Raw genomic sequence first — 18260 nt, 5'->3', positions numbered from 1 at the left:
GCGCTTGCCCCCGTTCCTCCCCCTCGCCCAGCGCAGCGCCAAGCCGCGCGACCGGGGCCTCACGCACGTCCTCGACAAGGGGCTGTCGTGCGCGCAGGTCGACGGCCTCATGGAGGTCTGCGGCGACAGCGTCGACGTCGTGAAGCTCGGCTGGGGCACCGCGCTGGTGACCGCGAACCTCGAGCCCAAGCTCGACCGCTACCGCGCGCACGGCGTGCCGGTCCTCCTCGGCGGGACGCTCACCGAGCTCGCGCTGCACGAGGAGCGCCTCGACGGCCTCGTCGGCTGGCTGCGCGACCTCGGCATCACCCACGTCGAGGTCTCCGACGGGACGATCGCCATCGAGCCCGAGCGCAAGCGCGAGGTCATCGGCGGGCTGGCGAGCGAGGGCTTCACGGTGTTCTCCGAGGTGGGCTCGAAGGACGACACGACGATCATGGCCCCCTACCGGTGGGTCGAGCTCATCCAGGCCGAGCTCGACGCCGGCGCGTGGAAGGTCGTCGCGGAGGCGCGTGAGACCGGGACCGCCGGCATCTTCCGCCACGACGGCGAGGTCCGCATGGGCCTCATCGACGAGATCGTCCACGCGGTCGACGCCTCGCGGATCGTCTTCGAGGCGCCCCAGAAGGCCCAGCAGGTCTGGTTCCTGGAGAAGCTCGGGCGCGACGCGAACCTCGGCAACATCCGCCCCGAGGACGTCCTGTCGCTGGAGACCCTGCGCCTCGGGCTGCGCTCGGACACGATGAGGACGCTGCGGTGAGCCTCGCCGGCGTCGCGCTCGCCCGCCACGGCGAGACGCCCTACAACGCGGAGGGCCGCTTCCAGGGCCACCTGCCCGTCGGCCTGACTGACCGCGGGCTCCAGCAGGCCCACGAGCTCGCGAGGCTCGCGGCGCAGCGCGAGTGGGCGGCGCTGTGGTGCTCGCCGCTGGAGCGCGCCCGCCGGACGGCGGCGATCGTGTCGGCGGCCATCGGGCTCGAGCCGCGCGAGGACGCGCGCTTCGCCGAGACGCACACCGGCGACTGGACGGGCCGGGCGTTCGCCGAGGTCCAGGCCGAGGACCCCGACGGCTTCGCCGCCTTCGAGCGCACCGACCTCGGCTGGGGCTTCCCCGGCGGCGAGTCCTTCCGGGAGCAGTCCGACCGCATCTGGGCAGGGCTGCAGGAGGTGGCCGGCGGGCCGCTGCCGGCGCTCGTCGTCTGCCACCGCGGCGTCATCCGCCTCGCGCTCACCCGGGCGACCGGCGCGGACACCGTCGGGCGCGACCAGATCCCCAACGCGGCGCTGTTCGACCTGCCGTGAACCTCGCGCGCCGCATCGCCTTCCTGACCCTCGTCGCCGCGACCTTCGCGGCGTTCTTCGTGGCGCAGCGGCTCAAGAACGCCCCGTCGGTCGTGCAGTACGTGCGCTTCAGCGGCGTGCTGTCGCCCAACAGCGACGGGCGCAAGGACACCGTGCGCCTGAACTTCCTCGTCAAGGAGGCCGACGACGTCACGGTCGAGGTCGTCGACGCCGACGGCGACCTCGTGCGCACGCTCGTCGAGGACCTGCCGCGCCCGGCCTACCGCGCGTTCGACGACCCGCTGCGGTGGGACGGCCGCGACGACGACGGCGAGCCGGTGCCCGACGGGCGCTACCGGCTGCGCATCGTCCTGCAGGGCCAGGGCCGCACGATCGTCCCGCAGCGCTCCGTGCGCGTGGACCGGACGCCGCCCGCGCCGCGCGTCACGTCGATCTCGCCCGACCGGGTCTACGGCCCCGAGCTCCTGCCCAAGCCCGACGGCGGGCCGGCCGTCGTGCGCTTCGGCCCGGCACTCGAGCGTGCGCGGGTCATGGTCTTCAAGACGGCGCCGGGCCGCCCCCGGCTGGTGCTCGAGCGCCGGCTCGCGCCGGGGACCACGTCGTGGAGCTGGACCGGCGAGCTCGACGGCGGCCGGCGCGCCTCGGGCGGGACGTACGTCGCCGTGCTCGAGTGGCGCGACGAGGCGGAGAACATCGGCACGTCGATCCCGCTGGGGCGCGACGGCCTGCCGCGGGTGCCCGCCAACGGGCGGCCGTGGCCGGGCCGCGGCGGCATCACGGTGCGCAACCTCGGCGTGCAGGGACCGAGCGCGCCGGTGCGCGCCGGCGAGCGGGCGGTCTTCGGCATCGACGCGCGGCAGGCGCGGTACTCGTGGCGGCTGCGGCGGGTGGGCTCGCCGACGGTCTACAAGCGCGGCAGCGGGACGCGCGCGCAGTTCGGCGTGACCGTGCCCGCGGACGTGGCGTCCGGCGTCTTCCTGCTCGAGGTCCGCACGCGGCGCCACGCCACGGCCACGCCGTTCCTCGTCGAGGACGCCCGCCCGCGGCCGGTCCTCGCCGTCCTGCCGTGGACGACGTGGCAGGGCCGCAACGGCGCCGACGACGACGGCGACGGCCTGCCCGACGCGCTCGACCTCGGCCGCCCGGCGCGCACGCAGCGGATGGTCGTCGGCGCGGGCGGGCTGCCCGCCGGCTTCGCCACGCACGAGGCGCCGGTCCTCGCGTGGCTGGACCGCACGGGCCGCCGCTACGACGTGACGACCGACCTCGCGCTCGAGCACGGCGTCGGCCCGCGGCTCGCCGGCCACCGCGGCGTCCTGCTGCCGGGCGACACCCGCTGGCTCACCCCGCGCGTGCGCCGCGACCTGCGGACGTTCGTGCGCCGCGGCGGCGCGCTCGCGTCGTTCGGGACCGACAGCCTCCTGCGCACCGTGCGGCTGCGCCAGGGCCGGCGCGAGCGCCTGGCCGACCCCGGCCCGCGCGGCCGCGCCGACCTCTTCGGGGCACGGCTGCGGCCCGTGGTGCGGCGCCCCGTCGACCTCGAGGTCTCCGGCCAGCCCGACGCGGTCCAGCTCTTCGCCGGCACGGACGGGCGCTTCCCCGGCGTGCCGGCGTGGGAGGAGACGGCGTCGCTGGGCCCGCAGCTCCGGCACGCGGCCAGCGCCGTGACCGTCGACCCGCCCGGCCGCGAGGTCGTCGTCGCCGCCCGCTTCGGCCGCGGCCTCGTCGTCCGGCCCGGCCTGCCGGACCTCGGCGTCCGGCTCACCCCCGACCCCGCTCTCCAGGCCCTGGTGGCGCGCACGTGGACGCTCCTGTCCCGCTGATCGCCGCGGCGCTGCTGGCGGCCGGCGCGATCCTGCTGCCGGGGGCGCGCGGCCGCGCCTGGTCCATGCTCGGCGCGCTGGTCATCGCGCCGGTGATCCTGCTGTGGCACATCGCCGACTCCGAGCAGCTCGACACGCTCACCGACCGCCCGGCGGTGGCGGCCGGCGCGGCCGCCGTGGGCCTCGCGGCGGTGGGCGCCCTGGCGCTCCTCTTCCACCGCAGGCCGGTCGCGTTCCCGCTGGCGGCGGCACTCGCGCTGCCGTTCCGCGTCCCGATCTCGACGGGCGGCTCGACGGCCAACCTGCTGGTCCCGCTGTACCTCGTCGTCGCGGCGGGGGCGCTGGCCTACGCGGTACCGCGGATCCTCGGCCGCGCGACGCCGGAGGAGCACGCGGTCGGGTGGCTGGAGCGCGTGCTGGGCCTGACGGTCCTGCTCTACGCGGTGCAGGCGATCGGCTCGTCGGACTTCGACAAGGCGCTCGAGAACACCGTCTTCTTCTTCGTGCCCTTCGCGGTGCTCTTCGTCCTGCTCGGCCGCGTGGCGTGGACGACGCGCCTGGCGGTCCAGTGCCTCGGGGTGCTCACCGCGCTGGCCGTGGTCTTCGTCGGGATCGGCTTCGTCGAGTACGCGACCCGCCACCTGCTGCTCAACCCGAAGGTCATCGCCTCGAACCAGTTCGAGGAGTACTTCCGGGTCAACTCGCTGTTCTTCGACCCGAACATCTACGGGCGCTTCCTGGCGGTCGTGATGCTCGCGGTGACGTGCGTGCTGCTGTGGACGCGGCGGGCGCGCGACTTCGCGCTGACCGCGGCGCTGCTGGCGCTCCTGTGGCCCGGGCTGCTGCTGACGCTCTCGCAGTCGTCCTTCGCGGCGCTGCTCGTCGGGCTCGCGGTGCTGGGCGGCCTGCGCTGGGACCCGCGGCGGGCGGCGATGGCCGCCGGCGGGGTGGTGGTCGTCGGCGTGCTGATCGTGCTGCTCGCGGGGTCGGCGATCCGCCTGGACCTCGGCAGCGCCGACTCGCTGGACGACGCGACGAGCGGCCGGGTCGAGCTCGTCGAGGGCGGCCTGCGGCTCTTCGGGGACGCGCCGCTGCTGGGTCACGGCTCGGGCTCGTTCTCGCGCGAGTACCGGCGGGCGGAGGACGCGTCGGGCGAGCAGGCGGTGTCGGCGTCGCACACGATCCCGGTGACGGTGGCGGCCGAGCAGGGCGTCGTGGGCCTCGCCCTGTACCTCGCGCTGCTCGCGCTGGCGTTCGTGCGGCTCTTCCGCGCGGCGGCCCGCGACCTCGTGCGGGTGGCGCTCGCCGCGGCGTTCGCGGCGGTCGTCGTGCACACGCTCTCCTACGCGGCGTTCCTCGAGGACCCGGTGACGTGGGCGCTGCTCGGGGCCGGCGTCGCGCTCGCGCGCCTCCCCCGCACGGCGGCCGCATGAGCCCGTTCCAGCCGAACTACGACTCGGCCTACCACCTCGTTTGGGGGCGGGACCTGCTCGACGGGATCGCGCCGGGCTTCGAGTCCTACGCCGCGCCGACCGAGCACCCGCTGTGGCTCGCGGTCTGCGCGCTGGTCTCGGTCTTCGGCGACGGCGCCGACCAGGTGCTCGTCGCCATCACGCTCCTCGCGCACCTCGCGCTGGTCTGGGCGGTCTTCCGGCTGGGCCGCGGGGTCGGCGGGACCTGGACGGGCGTGCTGGCGGCGGCGTTCGCGGGCTCGTCGTTCGCCCTGCTGCTCTACGCCGCGCGGGCCTACGTCGACACGCCGTTCCTCGCGCTGGTGCTGTGGGCGGCGGTGCTCGAGGTCGAGCGGCCCCGGCCGCGCCGGACGCTCGCGCTGCTCGCCCTCGCGGGGCTGCTGCGTCCCGAGGCGTGGGTGCTGTCCGGGCTGTTCCTGCTGTGGGCGGCGCGCCGGGACGTCCGGGCGTGGGCGCTGGCGGCGATCGCGCCGCTGGGCTGGGCGGCGGTCGACCTCGCCGTCACGGGCGACCCGCTGTTCTCGCTGCACGCGACGTCGGACCTCGCCGACGAGCTCGGCCGGCCGCAGGGGCTGGCCGAGGCGGTCCGGTCGTTCTTCACCTTCCTGGGCGGGACGGCGCGCGAGCCGGTCGCGGTGCTGGCGCTCGGCGGCGCGGCGCTGCTGTGGCGCCGCCGGCGCGAGCGGCCGGTGCAGGTGCTGGGCGGGCTGTTCCTCTCGGGCGCGCTGACCTTCGGGGCGACCGGCGTCGCGGGGCTCAGCGTCCTGCCGCGCTACCTCACGGTCCCGGCGATCGTGCTCTGCGTGCTGGGCGCCGTCGCCGCGGTGGCGGCATGGCAGTGGCGGCGGTGGGTCGTCGTCGGCGTGTGCGTGCTCGCCGCCCCGGTCGTCGCCTGGTACGGGCTGGACCGGCTGGACCGCCTGGGGACCGAGCTCGACTTCACGCGCGACGTGCGGGCCGACCTCGAGGCGGTGCTGGCCACGCCGGAGGTGGCGGCGGGGCGCCGCTGCGGCCCGATCACGCTGCCGAACTACCGGCTCGTGCCCGAGACGCGGTGGGTCCTGCACGCGACGCGCAGCGAGGTGGGCGCCCGCAGCGCGCGCGAGCGCGATCGCGGCGTCGCGCTGTTCCTCGTCGGGGACAAGCCCCTGCGCCGCTACGGGTTCGCCGACGGGGCGTCGCCGCGGACGGTCGTGCCCCAGCCCGGGTTCGTCCGGGCCGTGCGCCGCGGGATGTTCGTCGCCTACGTGGCCTGTCCGGGCGCTAGCTGATCCCCAACGCGCGCAGGCGCTCCCACAGCGGCGCGTTCTGGCTCGCGGCGGTCTGCTTGAGCGCCCAGGCGCGCAGGTCGCGATCGGGGTTGGTGCGCCGGCCGGCCTGCGCCCGCAGGGCCGCGGCGAACGCGTCGGCGTCGGGCGCGACGTCGACCGCGTCGGCCCACGTGCGCACGCCCTTGAGGTCGGGCGTGACGGTGCGGCGGCCGAGGCGGGCGTACTTGAGGATGCGGTACGGCAGGCCGGCGTCGTTGAACGGCTCGACCTTGAAGGGGACGATCCCGACGTCGGCGCAGAGCACGAGCCGGGCGGCCTCCTCGTCGCTGCGCCGGCCCAGCCAGACGAACCCGGGGTGCTGGCGGCACCACGCGTAGTCGGGGTCGTCCTGGGACTCGTCGTCGTGCCAGGCGCCGACGAGGAGCAGCACGAGCTGGGGCAGACGCTCGGCTACGGCGCGCAGGAGCGACCAGTCGGTGCGCCAGCCGAGGTGGCCGAGCGAGACGGCGACGACGGCGGCGTCGGGGTCGGGCGCCGGGAAGCTGTCGGCGGCCAGGGGGACGAGCGTCGCCTCGCGTCCCGCCTCCCGCTCGAGGCGGGCCAGCTCCTCGGAGGCGACGAACGTCAGGTCGCTGCGCTGCGCGGCCTCGCGGTGGAGCTCCTCGAGGCGCACGCGCAGCGCGGGACCGGCGTCGTAGGCGTGCTCGTAGCGGTCCCAGCGCCCGTACCAGAGCTCGCAGGGGCCGGGCGCCTCCTCGACGACGGCGCGGGCGAGCGGCAGCTGCAGCGGGTGGAAGATCGCGACGGCGCGCGGGACGTCGCCGCGACGGTCCAGGCCCTTGACGAGCCGCCGGGCCTGGCGGCGGGCGACGGTGAGCGCGAGGTGCGGCGGCAGGCGTCCCAGCGCGCCGTACGGGATGCGCGGCGGGTCGGCGGCGACGACCGCCTCGGCGCGCAGGAGGTCCTCGGCCTGCTCGCGCAGGATGAACTCCTCGAGGGTCCGCGGGAGCAGGAGGACGCAGACCGGGCGGGCGTGCTGGGCGGACGGCACGGGCCGCGCACAGTACGGTGCCGCGCCGATGGGCGACCAGCTGCGCCGCCTGCTGGCCGGCTCCGCGGCCTACCAGGCCTCGAGCCTCCTGGCGAGCGCGCTCGCCGTCGTCACGCTGCCGCTGTACACGGCGGCGCTGAGCGAGGCGGAGTACGGCTACGCCGAGACGCTGCTGACGGCGATCATCCTGCTGTCGATCCTCCTGCGCCTGGGGCTGGGGGAGGCGCTCGTGCGCTTCTGGTTCGACACGGAGGAGGGGCCGGCGCGGGTGGCCCTGGCACGGGCGGCGACGGGCTGGACGTTCGCCGCCACGACCGCCGCGGCGGCGGTCCTGCTCGTCTTCGCGGGACCGCTGAGCGAGGCGCTGCTGACGGTCCGCGACGCGGGGCTGCTGGCCTGCGGCGTCCTCGGGCTGTGGGCCTTCACGAACCTCGAGGTGGCCTACGCGCTGCTGCGCGTGGAGGAGCGCCGCGGGGTGTACCTCGCGGCCTCGTGCGCGAACGTCGTCCTGACGGTCGCGCTCACGGTGGTGCTCGTCGTGGTGCTCGACGAGGGGGCGACGGGCTACGTGCTGGGCAACTACGCGGCGTCGACGGTCGTCCTGCTCGGGCTGTGGTGGCGCGAGCGCCGGCGCATCGCGTTCGTCCCGCCGCGGTGGCAGACCCTGGCGCCGCTGACGCGCTACGGCGGGCCGACGGTCCCGGCCGACGCCGCGGTGTTCGCGCTCAACGTCGTCGACCGGGCCTACCTCGTGCGCTCGCAGGGCGCGGCGGCGGCGGGCGTGTACGCGGTGGCGGTGAAGCTCGCGACGGTGGTGATCGTCGCGGTGCGCGGGTTCCAGGCGGCGTGGCCGCCCCTGGCCTACTCGGTCACCGACGCGGCCGAGGCGGGACGGCTCTACGCACGGGTCACGACCGCCTACGTGGTGGTGACGGGGGCGGTCGTCTGCGGGGTCACGCTCCTCGGGCGCTGGGTCGTCGACCTGCTGGCCGACGACCGCTTCGGCGCGGCGTTCGAGGCGCTGCCGTGGGTCGCGCTCGGGTGGGCGCTCTACGGGCTCTACCTCGTGTTCGTGACGATCGCGGGACGGGCGAAGGCGACGGGGCGCAACCTGCCCGCGGCGGCCGCCGGGCTCGTGGTGAACGTCGTCGTGCTCGTCCTGCTCGTCGAGCCGCTGGGGATCGCGGGCGCGGGCATCGCGCTGTGCGCGTCCTACGTCGTGATGCTCGCCGTCCTGCACCGGCTGACGCGGACGCTCTTCGAGGTGCCGTTCGAGCGGGCGCGGCTCGCGGGGGCGGTGCTCGTGTACGCCGGCGTGGCGGTCGCGGGCGAGCTGCTGCTGCCCACCGACGGCCTCGACGGACTGGCGCTGCGCGTCGTCGCCCTGGGGGTCGCGGCGCCCCTGCTCGTGGCGGCGCGTGTCGTCTCGCTCGCGGAGCTCCGTCAGCTGTCCGGCGCCGTACAGACGAGGGTTCGGCGGCGCTGAGCCAGGAGATCGGGGGGCAGCCACCGCCGGGTCGGCGGTGGCGGATCCGTCTCTGGGAGAGAGAGCGCTTGCCCCGACATGCCCTGCGCGCAGCCGTGGTCGGCTGCGCGGTCGCTGTGACGACCATGGCGGCCGCACCCGCGGCCTCCGCCGACGAGCAGCTCATCGTGAAGCTGCGGCCGGGAGCCAGCGGCTCCCCGACGGTGGACCGGCTGCTCGCGGGCGTGTCGCGGGTGGGCACGGTCCGCCACAACGGGGCGCTCGTCGTGCGCGTCCCGGCGGGCGCCGACGCGCTGCTGCGCGCGCTGCGTGCGTCCTCGCTGGTGCAGTACGCCGAGCGCGACCGGGTCCTGCGCGTGTCGGCGGTCCCGAACGACGCGCGCTTCGGCGAGCTCTACGGGCTCCACAACACCGGGCAGTCCGGCGGCATGGCCGACGCGGACATCGACGCGCCCGAGGGCTGGGACGCGTTCGGCCTCGGCGGCTTCCCGAGCGCGCTGACCGGGACGCGGGTCGGCATCGTCGACACCGGGATCCGGGGCACCCACGAGGACCTCACCGGCCACGTCGTGGCGTGCGCCGCGACGCTCAACGGGCTGCTGGGGATCATCGGCGGCGACCCCAACCCGTCCGAGAGCCGTGGCTGCAACGACGACAACGGCCACGGCACCCACGTCGCGGGGACCATCGCGGCGACGGCGGGCAACGGGCGCGGCGTGGTGGGCGTGTCGTTCACCTCGCCGCTGGCGATCTGCAAGGCGCTGCACGGCGCCGCGGGCTCGGGCTCGACGGCGGGCGTCGCGAACTGCATCACCTACCTCGTCGGCAAGGGCGCGAAGGTCATCTCGATGAGCCTGGGCGGAGCGGCGTCGGCGACGTTGCAGTCCGCGGTGGCCAACGCGGCGGCCAACGACGTCCTCGTGGTGGCGGCGGCGGGCAACGACGGCAACGCGACGGTGAACTACCCGGCCGGCTACCCCGAGGTCGTGTCGGTGGCGGCGACCGACCGGCGTGACGCGCGGGCGTCGTTCTCCAACGCGAACGCCGACGTGGAGGTCGCGGCCCCGGGCGTCGACATCACCTCGGCCTGGAACACGTCGAACACCGCCTACGCCACGATCAGCGGCACGTCGATGGCCACGCCGCACGTGGCGGGCGTCGCCGCGCTCATCCGCTCGCGCGGCGGCACCGCGGCGGCGGCGCGCGCGAAGCTCGACGCGTCGGTCGACGACCTCGGCGCGCCGGGCCGCGACGCCGCCTTCGGCTTCGGCCGGGTCAACCTCGCCAAGGCGGCTACCCCCTAGCCACGCGTCCTCGCGCCGGGCGGCGGCGCTCCCGCAGGCCGCCGCCGCCGCGTCAACCGGGCGCCCCGCCACGGTCCAGGTGGGGCGCCCGCCCGCCGGACGGAGCTAGCCTGCGTCCCATGCGTCGCAAGCTCCCCGCGCTCCTCGCCGTGCTCGCCGTCGCCGGTCCGGCCGGCGTCGTGGCCTCCGGCTGCGGTGACGAGGCGCCGGGCGGCGTCGACGTCGCCCAGGCCGCCACGCAGACCAAGGCCAAGGGCACGGCACGCTTCGCGCTCGACGTGCGCGCCTCGGGCCTCGGCCTCCCGGGCGCCCTGCGCTTCGAGGGCGAGGGCGTGACGTCGCTGGACCGCCCGGCGATGGACTTCAGCGCCGACATCGGCAAGACGCTGTCGAGCATCGGCCTGCCCGTCGGCGACGCGCAGATCCGCCTCAAGCTCGCCGACGGCCAGCTCTACGTGCAGCCCAAGGGCGTGCGGGGCCTCGACATCCCGAACGGCAAGAGCTGGGTCGGCCTGGACATCGCGCAGCTCGCCGACGCGCTGGGCCTCGACGGCAAGGGCCTCACCAGCGGCTTCTCCGTCGACCCGGCCGGACAGCTCCAGGCCCTGACGAAGGCCAAGGGGCTCAAGGAGGCCGGCGAGGAGGACGTCGCCGGCGCGACGACCACCCACTTCACGGGCACCCTCAAGCTCCGCGACCTCATCGCCGCCCTGCCCGCCGACCAGCGCGAGCAGGCCCAGAAGGCCCTCGACCAGCTCGCCAAGCAGGGCGCCGGCACCGGGTTCTCCGCCGACACCGCCATCCCGACCGAGCTGTGGGTCGACGACCAGGGCGTCTTGCGCCGCATGCGCCAGACCCTCAAGACCCCCTCGGCCCAGGGCGTCCCCGCCGGCGAGTTCCGCGTCCAGTACGAGCTCTCCGACTTCGGCGCCAAGCTCGACACCTCCCCGCCGCCCGCCTCGGACCGCTACGACGCCACCGACGACCTCAACGACCTCCTGAAGTCCGGCGCCGCCGGCCTCCTCGGCCCGTAGCCCACGGCGGAAAGTGCCAGGCACTTTCCACCCGGGGGGCGAACTCATGGTGCCCCTGCCCTACAGAGGGCATGGGCCGTCCTCCTCGTCCGATCGCCGCCGACGCGACCTACCACCTCACCGGGCAGGCGGTCCACGGCCGGGACCTGTTCCTCGACGGGCGGGACCGCCGCGACTACGTCACGCTCCTGGAGAAGGTCGTGGTCCGGTTGCAGTGGTCGTGCCAGAGCTTCTGCCTGATGCCCGACCACGTCCATCTGGTCGTGCGCACGGCCGACGCCGACATCGACAAGGGGATGCACTGGCTGCAGTGGCACTTCGCCCGTCGGCAGAACGCGCGACGCGGGGGCCACAACGCGGTGTTCGCCAAGCGCTACGGCCACCGGTTGATCGAGGACGAGCGGCACCTGCTCGAGGTGCTGCGCTACGTCCCGCTCAACCCGGTCCGCGAGGGGCTGTGCGACGACCCTGCCTCGTGGCGGTGGTCGAGCCATCGCATGCTCGCGGCCACCGAGCCCGCCCCTGCTTGGTTGGACGTCGAGGCGGTCTACGAGGCGTTCGGGCCGGTGGCCGGCCTCCGTGGCCCGTCCTCCTACCTCGAGCTCATGTCGGGCGCTGCCGACCTCCGGCCGGACCTCGTGCAGCGGCTGCGTCAGGCGGCGAAGCTCGCCCCGTCCCGCCCGACGGTGTTGGCGCTTCGCCCCGAGGTCCACGACGTCGCGGCCGCTCTCGGATCCGCTCCCACGGACGCGGATGTCGCACGCGCATTCGACGAGCATGCACACGCGATCACGGAGATCGCCCGGCACCTCGACCAGCCGACGACCACGGTCTGGCGACGGATCGCTCGGGGCCGCAGGGTGGAAAGTACCTGGCACATTCCAGCTTGGGGCTAGAGGCGGCGGCCGCCGCGGTTGCGCTCGTAGGCCGCCTCGCGCAGGCCCTCGCCCTTGGAGGGGTTGAGGGTCGCGGTGACATGGCGCCAGTAGCGGCGGGGGTCGTGGTCGGGGAGGGCGAGGGCCGCGAGGGCGCGCAGGGCGTAGGTCCAGGCGGTGAGCCAGCGGACGAGCGCCGCGGCCGCCGCGGAGTGGTGCTTGCGCATGTAGCGGTCGCGGTTGCGGCTGAGCTCGACGATGCGACGCTCCGGGACGGCGCCCGTGGAGAGCTGCTCGTGGTGGACGCAGACGGCGTCCGGGACGTAGAGCGTCGACCAGCCGGCGTCGCGCAGGCGCTTGCAGAAGTCGACCTCGTCGGAGTAGACGAAGAACAGCGGGTCGAAGAAGTCGATCGCCGCGGCGGCCTCGCGGCGGACGAGCAGCGCGGCGCTCTGCGCCCAGTCGACGCGGCGCGTCCGCGTCCCGCGGCTCTGGACCGTCAGCCGCCGGTGCAGGAACAGCGCCGCGGCGAGGGCGCTGAGCGGGGTCGGGAAGCGCCAGGCGCTGGCCTGCGGCGCGCCGTCGGGACGCAGGAGCTTCGCGCCGGCCGCGCCCGCCCGCGGATCGGCCTCGAGCGCCGCGTGCAGCGCCGCCGTCGCGCCCGGCCGCAGCTCGGAGTCCTCGTTGAGCAGCAGGCCGTAGCGGCCCCGCGCGCGCTGGAGCAGGGCCGTGTCGTTCTCCGCCTTGCCGTGGCGCTGCTCGAGCGCCACGACCTCGTCGACCGTCGGGTGGCGCCGTGCCGCGCCCGCGGAGCCGTCGCTCGAGGCGTTGTCGAGGACGAGCACCTCGGTCGCGAACGGCAGCGCCGCACGCTCGGCCGCGATCGCGTCGAGGCACCGCAGCAGCAGCTCGCGCTGCTCGGTGTTCACGACGCAGAAGGTCAGCTCGACGGGCTCGGCCACCGGGCCGGGCACGCTACCCCGCCTGCGCGAGCAGCAGCGCGGCGGCGAAGCCCGCCACCGTCGCGAGGCCGACCGCGTCCCCGCCGCGCTCGTGGGACTCGGGGACCATCGTGTCGGCGAGCATCGTGAGGATCGCCCCCGCCGCGAAGCCCTGGGTGACCGCGACGAGCTCGTCGGACGCGTCGCCGAGCACCGCGTAGCCCACCGCGCTGGCGACCGCGCCCGCCAGCGCGACCGCGAGCCACAGCCCCAGGACGTGGGCCGGCCGCGTGCCCTGCGCGCGCAGCGCCGCGGCCGAGCCGACCGCCTCGGGCAGGTTCGACACGAAGACCGCTCCCAGCAGCGCGACGCCGACGCCGCCGCCCTGCGCCAGCCCGAGGCCGAGCGCCGCCGACTCGGGGATCCCGTCGAGCAGCGCCCCCAACGCCAGCAGGGCGCCGACCGCCGCGCCTCCACCCCCCTCGCCGCGCCCACCGCCGAAGCGCCGGCCCATCGCGCGGCTCGCCCCGAAGTACACCGCCGCCCCACCGACGAGCCCGCCCATCAGCGGTGCCGTCCCCGCCGCGTCGAGCGCCTCCTCGGCCAGCTCGAACGCCACCGCCGAGATCATCGCCCCCGCGCCGAAGCCCAGCAGCAGGCCGGTGACCCGCCCCTCCGGCAGCACGGTCAGCCCGAGCCCCGCGCCGATGAGCAGCGACGAGCCGGCGAGCAGGCCGTAGAGCAGGGCCTCGAGCACGACGACCTCCCTACCCGCCGCGCGTGGACCCGGCGCGCCGTGCACCCGTAGCCTGCGCGCCGTGACGTCGCGGACGCACCGCATCCCGGGCCTGGTCCTCACCGAGCACGAGCTCGAGGTCCCGCTCGACCACGACGACCCCCAGAGCCCGCCGCTGACGCTCTTCGCCCGCGTCGTCGCCGACGCCGACGGCGGCGCCGACAAGCCCTGCCTGCTCTTCCTCCAGGGCGGTCCCGGCCACGAGGCGACCCGTCCCACCGGCGCACCCGTCAGCCCGGGCTGGCTGGCCCGCGCGCTGCAGGACTTCCGCGTCGTCCTCCTCGACCAGCGGGGGACCGGCCGCAGCAGCCCCGTCGGCGCCGACCTCCCCGGCACCCCGCAGGAGCAGGCCACCTACCTGACGCACTTCCGCGCCGACGCGATCGTCCGCGACGCCGAGCTGCTGCGCGAGCACCTGGGCGTCCGGCGCTGGGGCCTGCTCGGCCAGAGCTTCGGCGGCCTCTGCGCGATGACGTACCTGTCGACGGCGCCCGACGCGCTCGACCTCGTGCTCATCACGGGCGGCCTCGCGCCCCTCGGCCACCACCCGGACGAGCTCTACGCCGCGACGTTCGCCCGCATGCTCGATCGCAGCCGCGCGTACTACGACCGCTACCCCGAGGACCGCGAGCGCGTCCGCGCGCTCCAGCAGGACCCCCCGACGCTCCCGAGCGGCGACGTCCTCACGCCCCGCCGCCTGCGCCAGGTCGGCGAGCGCCTGGGCATGGGCGACGGCGCCGAGAGCCTGCACCACCTCCTCGAGCTGCCGCCGGGCTCGCCCGCCTTCCTCCACGACCTCGACGCCGCGCTGCCCTTCGCGCGCAACCCGATCTACGCTGTCCTGCACGAGGCCTGCATGGCCGACGGCCACGCCACGCGCTGGTCGGCCCAGCGCGTGCTGCCCGACGTGTACGCCGAGGAGCCCGAGCTCTTCACCGGCGAGCACATCTTCCCGTGGATGTTCGACGAGTACGCCGCGCTCGCGCCGCTCAAGGCCGCCGCCGAGCTCCTCGCCGAGCACCCGTGGCCGCGCCTGTACGACGAGGACGCCCTCGCCGCCAACGAGGTCCCGGCCGCCGCCGCGATCTACGCCAACGACGCGTACGTCGAGCGGCGCTTCTCCGAGGAGACCGCCGCGCGCATCAAGGGCCTGCGCCCCTGGCTCACCAGCGAGTTCGAGCACAACGGCCTGCGCGCCGACGGCGAGCGCGTGCTCGGCCACCTGCTCGACCTCGCCCGCGGCCGCGCCTGACGCCCCGCTAGGGTCCGCCGCGCCGTTGGACGTCCAGCTCGTCGACCCGTCCGCGTTCACGCCGCCCTACGACCGGGCGCTCGCCGCGGCCCTCGCCCGCGCCGGCGCCGACGTGGTCCTGCACACGAGCGCGTTCCCCTACGGCGAGGTCCCGCCCGCGCCCGGCGTCGACGTCCGCGAGTCCTTCTACCGCCGCTCCTTCGGCCCGGCCGGCGGCCGCGTGCGCCGCGCGACGAAGCTCCTGGGCCACGTCCCGGCGATGCGCCGCCTCGCTCGCCAGACCCAGGACGCCGACGTCGTGCACTTCCAGTGGCTCGCCGTCCAGCACCTCGACGTCGGCCTGCTCGGGCGCTTCGCGCCGCCGCTGGTGCTCACCGCCCACGACGTCCTCCCGCGCGAGCCGCGCCCCGGCCAGCTCGACGCCCAGCGCCGCCTCTACGGCGAGGTCGACGCCGTCGTCGTGCACTCCGAGCACGGCCGCCGCCGGCTCATCGACGAGGCCGGGGCCGACCCGGAGAAGGTCCACGTGATCGCCCACGGCGCCTTCGAGCACCTGGCGCGCACCGACCCCGAGCTCCCGCCGGAGCTCGAGCGCAGCGCCGCCCGCGACGCCCCCGTCGTCCTCCAGCTCGGCCTCGTGCGCCCGTACAAGGGCCTCGACGTCCTGCTCGACGCCTGGCGCGGCATCCGGGGCGCCGAGCTCTGGGTGGTGGGCATGCCGCGGATGGACCTGCGGCCGCTCAAGCAGGCCGCGCCGCCCGCGGTGAGCTTCGTCGACCGCTTCGTGACCGACGCGGAGGTCGCCGCCGTCCTGCGCCGCGCCGACCTCGTCGTCCTGCCCTACCGCGAGATCGACCAGTCCGGCGTGCTCTTCGCGGCGCTGGCGTTCGGCAAGCCGATCGTCGCGAGCGCCGTCGGCGGCTTCCCCGAGGTCGCCAGCGACGGCGCGATCGAGCTGGTCCCGCCCGGCGAGCCCGCTGCGCTGCACGCGGTGCTCGACCGCCTGCTCGACGACGAGGCTGCCCGCGCGCGCCTGGCCGCCGCCGCCGGACGCGCCGCCCGCACCCGGTTCTCGTGGGACGCGATCGCCCGGCGTCACCTCGACCTCTACGCGACGCTGTCCCGGTGACGGTGCGCCGCACCACCCGCCTCGCCGCGCTCGGCGCCCTGGCCTGGTCGCAGGCCGGCTACCCCCTCGCGCTCGCGGCGCTCAGGGCCGCCACGGGCCCGCGCCGGCCGCGCACCGCCGAGCCCGGGGACCCGCCGCCGCGCGTCACGCTCGTCATCGCCGCCTACGACGAGGCGCAGGTCATCGCGGCGAAGGTCGCCAACGCGCTCGCGCTGGACTTCCCGCGCGACCACCTCGAGGTGGTCGTCACCGACGACGGCTCGTCCGACGGCACGCCGGAGCTCGCGCAGCGCGCCGGGGCCGACCGGGTCATCCGCAACCCGCGCGGGGGCAAGGTCCGCGCCCAGGACGCGGCCGTGCGCGCCGCGACGGGGGACGTCGTCGCGTTCTCCGACGCCAACGCGCTCTGGGAGCCCGACGCGCTCGCGCACCTCGTCGCGCCGTTCGCGGACCCGCAGGTGGGCGAGACCGTCGGCCGCGTGAGCTTCGTGAACCCGGACGGCGGCACGAACCAGGAGGGCCTGTACTGGCGCTACGAGATGGCGCTGCGCGGCCTGGAGTCCGACCTCGAGTCGGTCACCGCCGGCAACGGCGCGATCTACGCCGTGCGCAAGGACGCCTACGTCGAGGTCGACCCCGTCATGGGCCACGACCTGCGCCTGCCCTACGAGCTCGTGCGCCGCGGCTGGCGGGTCGTCGAGGCGCCGCACGCCAGGGCCACCGAGCGGATGGTCCCGAGCGTCGAGGGCGAAGCGGCCCGCAAGCGCCGGATGATGAGCCACGCCTGGGCGATCGTCCTGCGCGGCGGGCTGCTCGACCCGCGCGGCTGGCCGCCGCGCTACGTCCTGATGATGGCCAGCCACCGCTGGCTGCGCTACGCGGGCCCGTTCCTGCACGTCGCCGCCGCGCTCACCGGCGCCTGGCGCTCGCACGCCGCGCTCGGCGCCCTCGCCGCCGCCGGGCCCCGCGCCGGTCGCGCCGGCCTCGTCGCCCGCTACTACGTGCTGACCCAGGCGTCGATCGCCCAGGGCCTGGCCGACCACCTGCGCCACGGCACGCAGGCCGGCTGGGAGGCCGCGGAGGGCACGCGGTGAGGGAGCCCTGGCGCCGCCTCTTCGACGTCGCCGTCGCGCTCATCGGGCTGGCGCTCAGCGCGCCCGTCCTGCTGCTTGCGCTCGTCGCGATCCGCCTCGAGTCCCCCGGCCACCCGATCTACCGCCAGCGCCGCGTGGGCAAGGACGGCGAGGCCTTCGACGTCCTCAAGCTGCGCACGATGGTCTCGGGCGCCGAGACGATGGGGGCGGGCCTCGCCGTCGACCAGGGCGACGCGCGGATCACCCGCGTCGGCGCGCTGCTGCGCCGCACCTCCCTCGACGAGCTGCCCAACCTCGTCAACGTCCTCAAGGGCGAGATGTCGATCATCGGGCCGCGACCGACCGTCCCGGTCCAGGTCGCCCGGTACACCGAGCGCCAGCGCGGGCGCCTCGCCGTCAAGCCGGGGATCACCGGCTGGGCCCAGGTCCACGGCCGCACCTCGCTGCCCTGGCCCGAGCGCATCGAGCTCGACCTGCACTACGTCGAGCACCGCACCGTGCGCATGGACCTCGACATCCTCGTGCGCACGGTGCGGATGGTCGTCACCGGCTCCGGGCTCTACAAGGGCGAGACCGGCGGCTGGGTCGACCCGCCCGAGGGCTAGCCGCCGCCGCGCGACCGCCGCAGCTCGGCCTCGAGGTCGTCGAGCGCCCTGCGGACCTCCTGCACGCGGTCCTCGAGCCGGGCCGCCGCCTCCCCGCCGCCGCGGGCCTCCGCCGCCCGCGCCTCCTCCATCGAGTTCAGGACGATCCCGATGAAGAGGTTGAACACCAGGAACGAGGCGACGAGCACGTAGGAGACGTAGAAGAGGATCGTCCAGTCGCTCAGGTCCTGGCCCGACTCGATGTACGTCGGCAGGTTCTCCAGCGTGAGCAGGACGAACATCGTGATCATCGCCTGGCCGACGTCCCCGAAGTTCTCGGGGTCGTGCTCGTCGAAGATGACCCAGCCGACCATGCCGTAGAGGTAGACGAGCAGCAGCGTCATGACCGCCAGCGACGAGACGCCCGGCACGCTGCGCCCGACGGCCGCGAGCACGACCTTGAGCTCGGGCAGGAACCGCACCGCCCGCACGATCCGCGCGAGGCGCACGAGCCGCAGGAGCGTCGCGTTCTCGCGCAGCCCCGGCAGGAACGACGCGACGACGACCACGAAGTCGAAGACGTTCCAGCCGTTGCGCCAGAACGCGCCGAGGCCCGGCCAGGTGGCGGTGAGCCGGACGAGCAGCTCGATGACGAAGACGCCGAGGATGACGTCGTTGAGCGTGTGCAGCAGGTCGCCGTGCTCGGCGACGACGCCGTCGTAGGTCTCGAGCCCCAGGACGACGGCGTTGGCGAGGATGACCCCGAGCATCGCGGCGTCGAAGCGCGGCGACGACGCGAGGGCGCGGCAGAGCCTGACCATGCGCCCCGCCACTTTGCCAGACTCG

At 75.7% G+C, this 18260-nt stretch carries 17 protein-coding genes; 13 read left to right on the top strand and 4 right to left on the bottom strand.

What is annotated here, in order from left to right; genetic code table 11:
- Positions 1-4 precede the first annotated feature (4 nt).
- Genes JUB12_RS14520 through JUB12_RS14500 form a run of 5 tightly spaced genes read left to right on the top strand, consistent with a single transcriptional unit; the run spans position 5 to position 5868 of the window.
- Complete coding sequence (locus JUB12_RS14520) at positions 5-760, top strand: phosphosulfolactate synthase (RefSeq protein ID WP_205696136.1); 756 nt, start codon at positions 5-7, stop codon at positions 758-760.
- On the top strand, positions 757-1302 hold the full coding sequence (locus JUB12_RS14515) for a histidine phosphatase family protein (protein WP_205696135.1): 546 nt from the start codon (positions 757-759) through the stop codon (positions 1300-1302). Before JUB12_RS14520 ends, JUB12_RS14515 begins: the two co-directional genes overlap by 4 nt.
- Entirely contained in the window at positions 1299-3125 is a 1827-nt protein-coding gene (locus JUB12_RS14510; protein ID WP_205696134.1) for a N,N-dimethylformamidase beta subunit family domain-containing protein, read from the top strand. Before JUB12_RS14515 ends, JUB12_RS14510 begins: the two co-directional genes overlap by 4 nt.
- Positions 3104-4558 carry an O-antigen ligase gene (locus tag JUB12_RS14505; RefSeq protein ID WP_205696133.1) on the top strand — a complete coding sequence of 485 codons (1455 nt, stop codon included), beginning with the start codon at positions 3104-3106 and terminating at the stop codon, positions 4556-4558. Before JUB12_RS14510 ends, JUB12_RS14505 begins: the two co-directional genes overlap by 22 nt.
- Positions 4555-5868 carry a hypothetical protein gene (locus JUB12_RS14500; protein ID WP_205696132.1) on the top strand — a complete coding sequence of 438 codons (1314 nt, stop codon included), beginning with the start codon at positions 4555-4557 and terminating at the stop codon, positions 5866-5868. The genes JUB12_RS14505 and JUB12_RS14500 overlap by 4 nt, the downstream gene beginning before the upstream one ends.
- Here the strand turns inward: JUB12_RS14500 and JUB12_RS14495 are convergent.
- Positions 5861-6919: a hypothetical protein gene (locus JUB12_RS14495; protein WP_205696131.1), complete on the bottom strand. Its 1059-nt coding sequence runs from the start codon at positions 6917-6919 to the stop codon at positions 5861-5863. The two genes, JUB12_RS14500 and JUB12_RS14495, sit on opposite strands and share 8 nt — an antisense overlap.
- Positions 6920-6947: 28 nt before the next feature.
- On the opposite strand from JUB12_RS14495, the gene JUB12_RS14490 reads away from it, so the two are divergent.
- The 4 genes from JUB12_RS14490 to JUB12_RS14475 all read left to right on the top strand — a co-directional run bounded on the left by JUB12_RS14490 (position 6948) and on the right by JUB12_RS14475 (position 11639).
- The gene (locus JUB12_RS14490) at positions 6948-8405 is read left to right on the top strand and encodes a lipopolysaccharide biosynthesis protein (RefSeq protein WP_205696130.1); all 1458 of its coding nucleotides are present in this window, start codon (positions 6948-6950) and stop codon (positions 8403-8405) included.
- 125 nt (positions 8406-8530) lie between these two features.
- Complete coding sequence (locus tag JUB12_RS14485; protein WP_205696129.1) at positions 8531-9709, top strand: S8 family serine peptidase; 1179 nt, start codon at positions 8531-8533, stop codon at positions 9707-9709.
- A gap of 119 nt (positions 9710-9828) precedes the next feature.
- Complete coding sequence (locus tag JUB12_RS14480) at positions 9829-10743, top strand: hypothetical protein (protein ID WP_205696128.1); 915 nt, start codon at positions 9829-9831, stop codon at positions 10741-10743.
- A 71-nt stretch (positions 10744-10814) separates the two neighbouring features.
- Positions 10815-11639 carry a transposase gene (locus JUB12_RS14475; RefSeq protein ID WP_205696127.1) on the top strand — a complete coding sequence of 275 codons (825 nt, stop codon included), beginning with the start codon at positions 10815-10817 and terminating at the stop codon, positions 11637-11639.
- On the opposite strand, the gene JUB12_RS14470 is transcribed toward JUB12_RS14475, so the two are convergent.
- Both JUB12_RS14470 and JUB12_RS14465 read right to left on the bottom strand, forming a co-directional pair.
- Complete coding sequence (locus JUB12_RS14470) at positions 11636-12580, bottom strand: glycosyltransferase family 2 protein (RefSeq protein WP_205696126.1); 945 nt, start codon at positions 12578-12580, stop codon at positions 11636-11638. The genes JUB12_RS14475 and JUB12_RS14470 overlap by 4 nt on opposite strands.
- A 13-nt stretch (positions 12581-12593) precedes the next feature.
- Positions 12594-13316: a ZIP family metal transporter gene (locus JUB12_RS14465; RefSeq protein ID WP_205696125.1), complete on the bottom strand. Its 723-nt coding sequence runs from the start codon at positions 13314-13316 to the stop codon at positions 12594-12596.
- A 61-nt stretch (positions 13317-13377) separates the two neighbouring features.
- On the opposite strand from JUB12_RS14465, the gene JUB12_RS14460 reads away from it, so the two are divergent.
- Genes JUB12_RS14460 through JUB12_RS14445 form a run of 4 tightly spaced genes read left to right on the top strand, consistent with a single transcriptional unit; the run spans position 13378 to position 17435 of the window.
- Complete coding sequence (locus tag JUB12_RS14460; RefSeq protein WP_205696124.1) at positions 13378-14607, top strand: alpha/beta fold hydrolase; 1230 nt, start codon at positions 13378-13380, stop codon at positions 14605-14607.
- A 25-nt stretch (positions 14608-14632) separates the two neighbouring features.
- Positions 14633-15736 (top strand): glycosyltransferase family 4 protein, encoded by a 1104-nt coding sequence (locus JUB12_RS14455; RefSeq protein WP_205696123.1) that lies wholly within the window; start codon positions 14633-14635, stop codon positions 15734-15736.
- Positions 15733-16830 (top strand): glycosyltransferase, encoded by a 1098-nt coding sequence (locus JUB12_RS14450; protein WP_205696122.1) that lies wholly within the window; start codon positions 15733-15735, stop codon positions 16828-16830. Before JUB12_RS14455 ends, JUB12_RS14450 begins: the two co-directional genes overlap by 4 nt.
- Positions 16827-17435: a sugar transferase gene (locus tag JUB12_RS14445; RefSeq protein WP_241004274.1), complete on the top strand. Its 609-nt coding sequence runs from the start codon at positions 16827-16829 to the stop codon at positions 17433-17435. Before JUB12_RS14450 ends, JUB12_RS14445 begins: the two co-directional genes overlap by 4 nt.
- Here the strand turns inward: JUB12_RS14445 and JUB12_RS14440 are convergent.
- Positions 17432-18235, bottom strand: coding sequence for an ion transporter (locus JUB12_RS14440; RefSeq protein ID WP_205696121.1), 804 nt, complete (start codon positions 18233-18235; stop codon positions 17432-17434). The two genes, JUB12_RS14445 and JUB12_RS14440, sit on opposite strands and share 4 nt — an antisense overlap.
- Between the last annotated feature and the right edge of the window lie 25 nt (positions 18236-18260).

The organism is Conexibacter sp. SYSU D00693 (assembly GCF_017084525.1).
In the GTDB taxonomy this organism is placed as follows: Bacteria; Actinomycetota; Thermoleophilia; order Solirubrobacterales; family Solirubrobacteraceae; genus Baekduia.
The sequence above is the reverse complement of the archived record's forward strand: the minus strand, read 5'-3'. Positions and strand labels throughout refer to the sequence as shown.

What these genes read in the sequence shown, in the direction of transcription:
- JUB12_RS14490 (WP_205696130.1), top strand. Translation starts at nt 6,948, where the DNA reads ATGGGCGACCAGCTGCGCCGCCTGCTGGCCGGCTCCGCGGCCTACCAG.
- JUB12_RS14475 (WP_205696127.1), top strand. Translation starts at nt 10,815, where the DNA reads ATGGGCCGTCCTCCTCGTCCGATCGCCGCCGACGCGACCTACCACCTC.
- JUB12_RS14485 (WP_205696129.1), top strand. Translation starts at nt 8,531, where the DNA reads ATGGCGGCCGCACCCGCGGCCTCCGCCGACGAGCAGCTCATCGTGAAG.
- JUB12_RS14480 (WP_205696128.1), top strand. Translation starts at nt 9,829, where the DNA reads ATGCGTCGCAAGCTCCCCGCGCTCCTCGCCGTGCTCGCCGTCGCCGGT.
- JUB12_RS14440 (WP_205696121.1), bottom strand. Translation starts at nt 18,235, where the DNA reads ATGGTCAGGCTCTGCCGCGCCCTCGCGTCGTCGCCGCGCTTCGACGCC.
- JUB12_RS14500 (WP_205696132.1), top strand. Translation starts at nt 4,555, where the DNA reads ATGAGCCCGTTCCAGCCGAACTACGACTCGGCCTACCACCTCGTTTGG.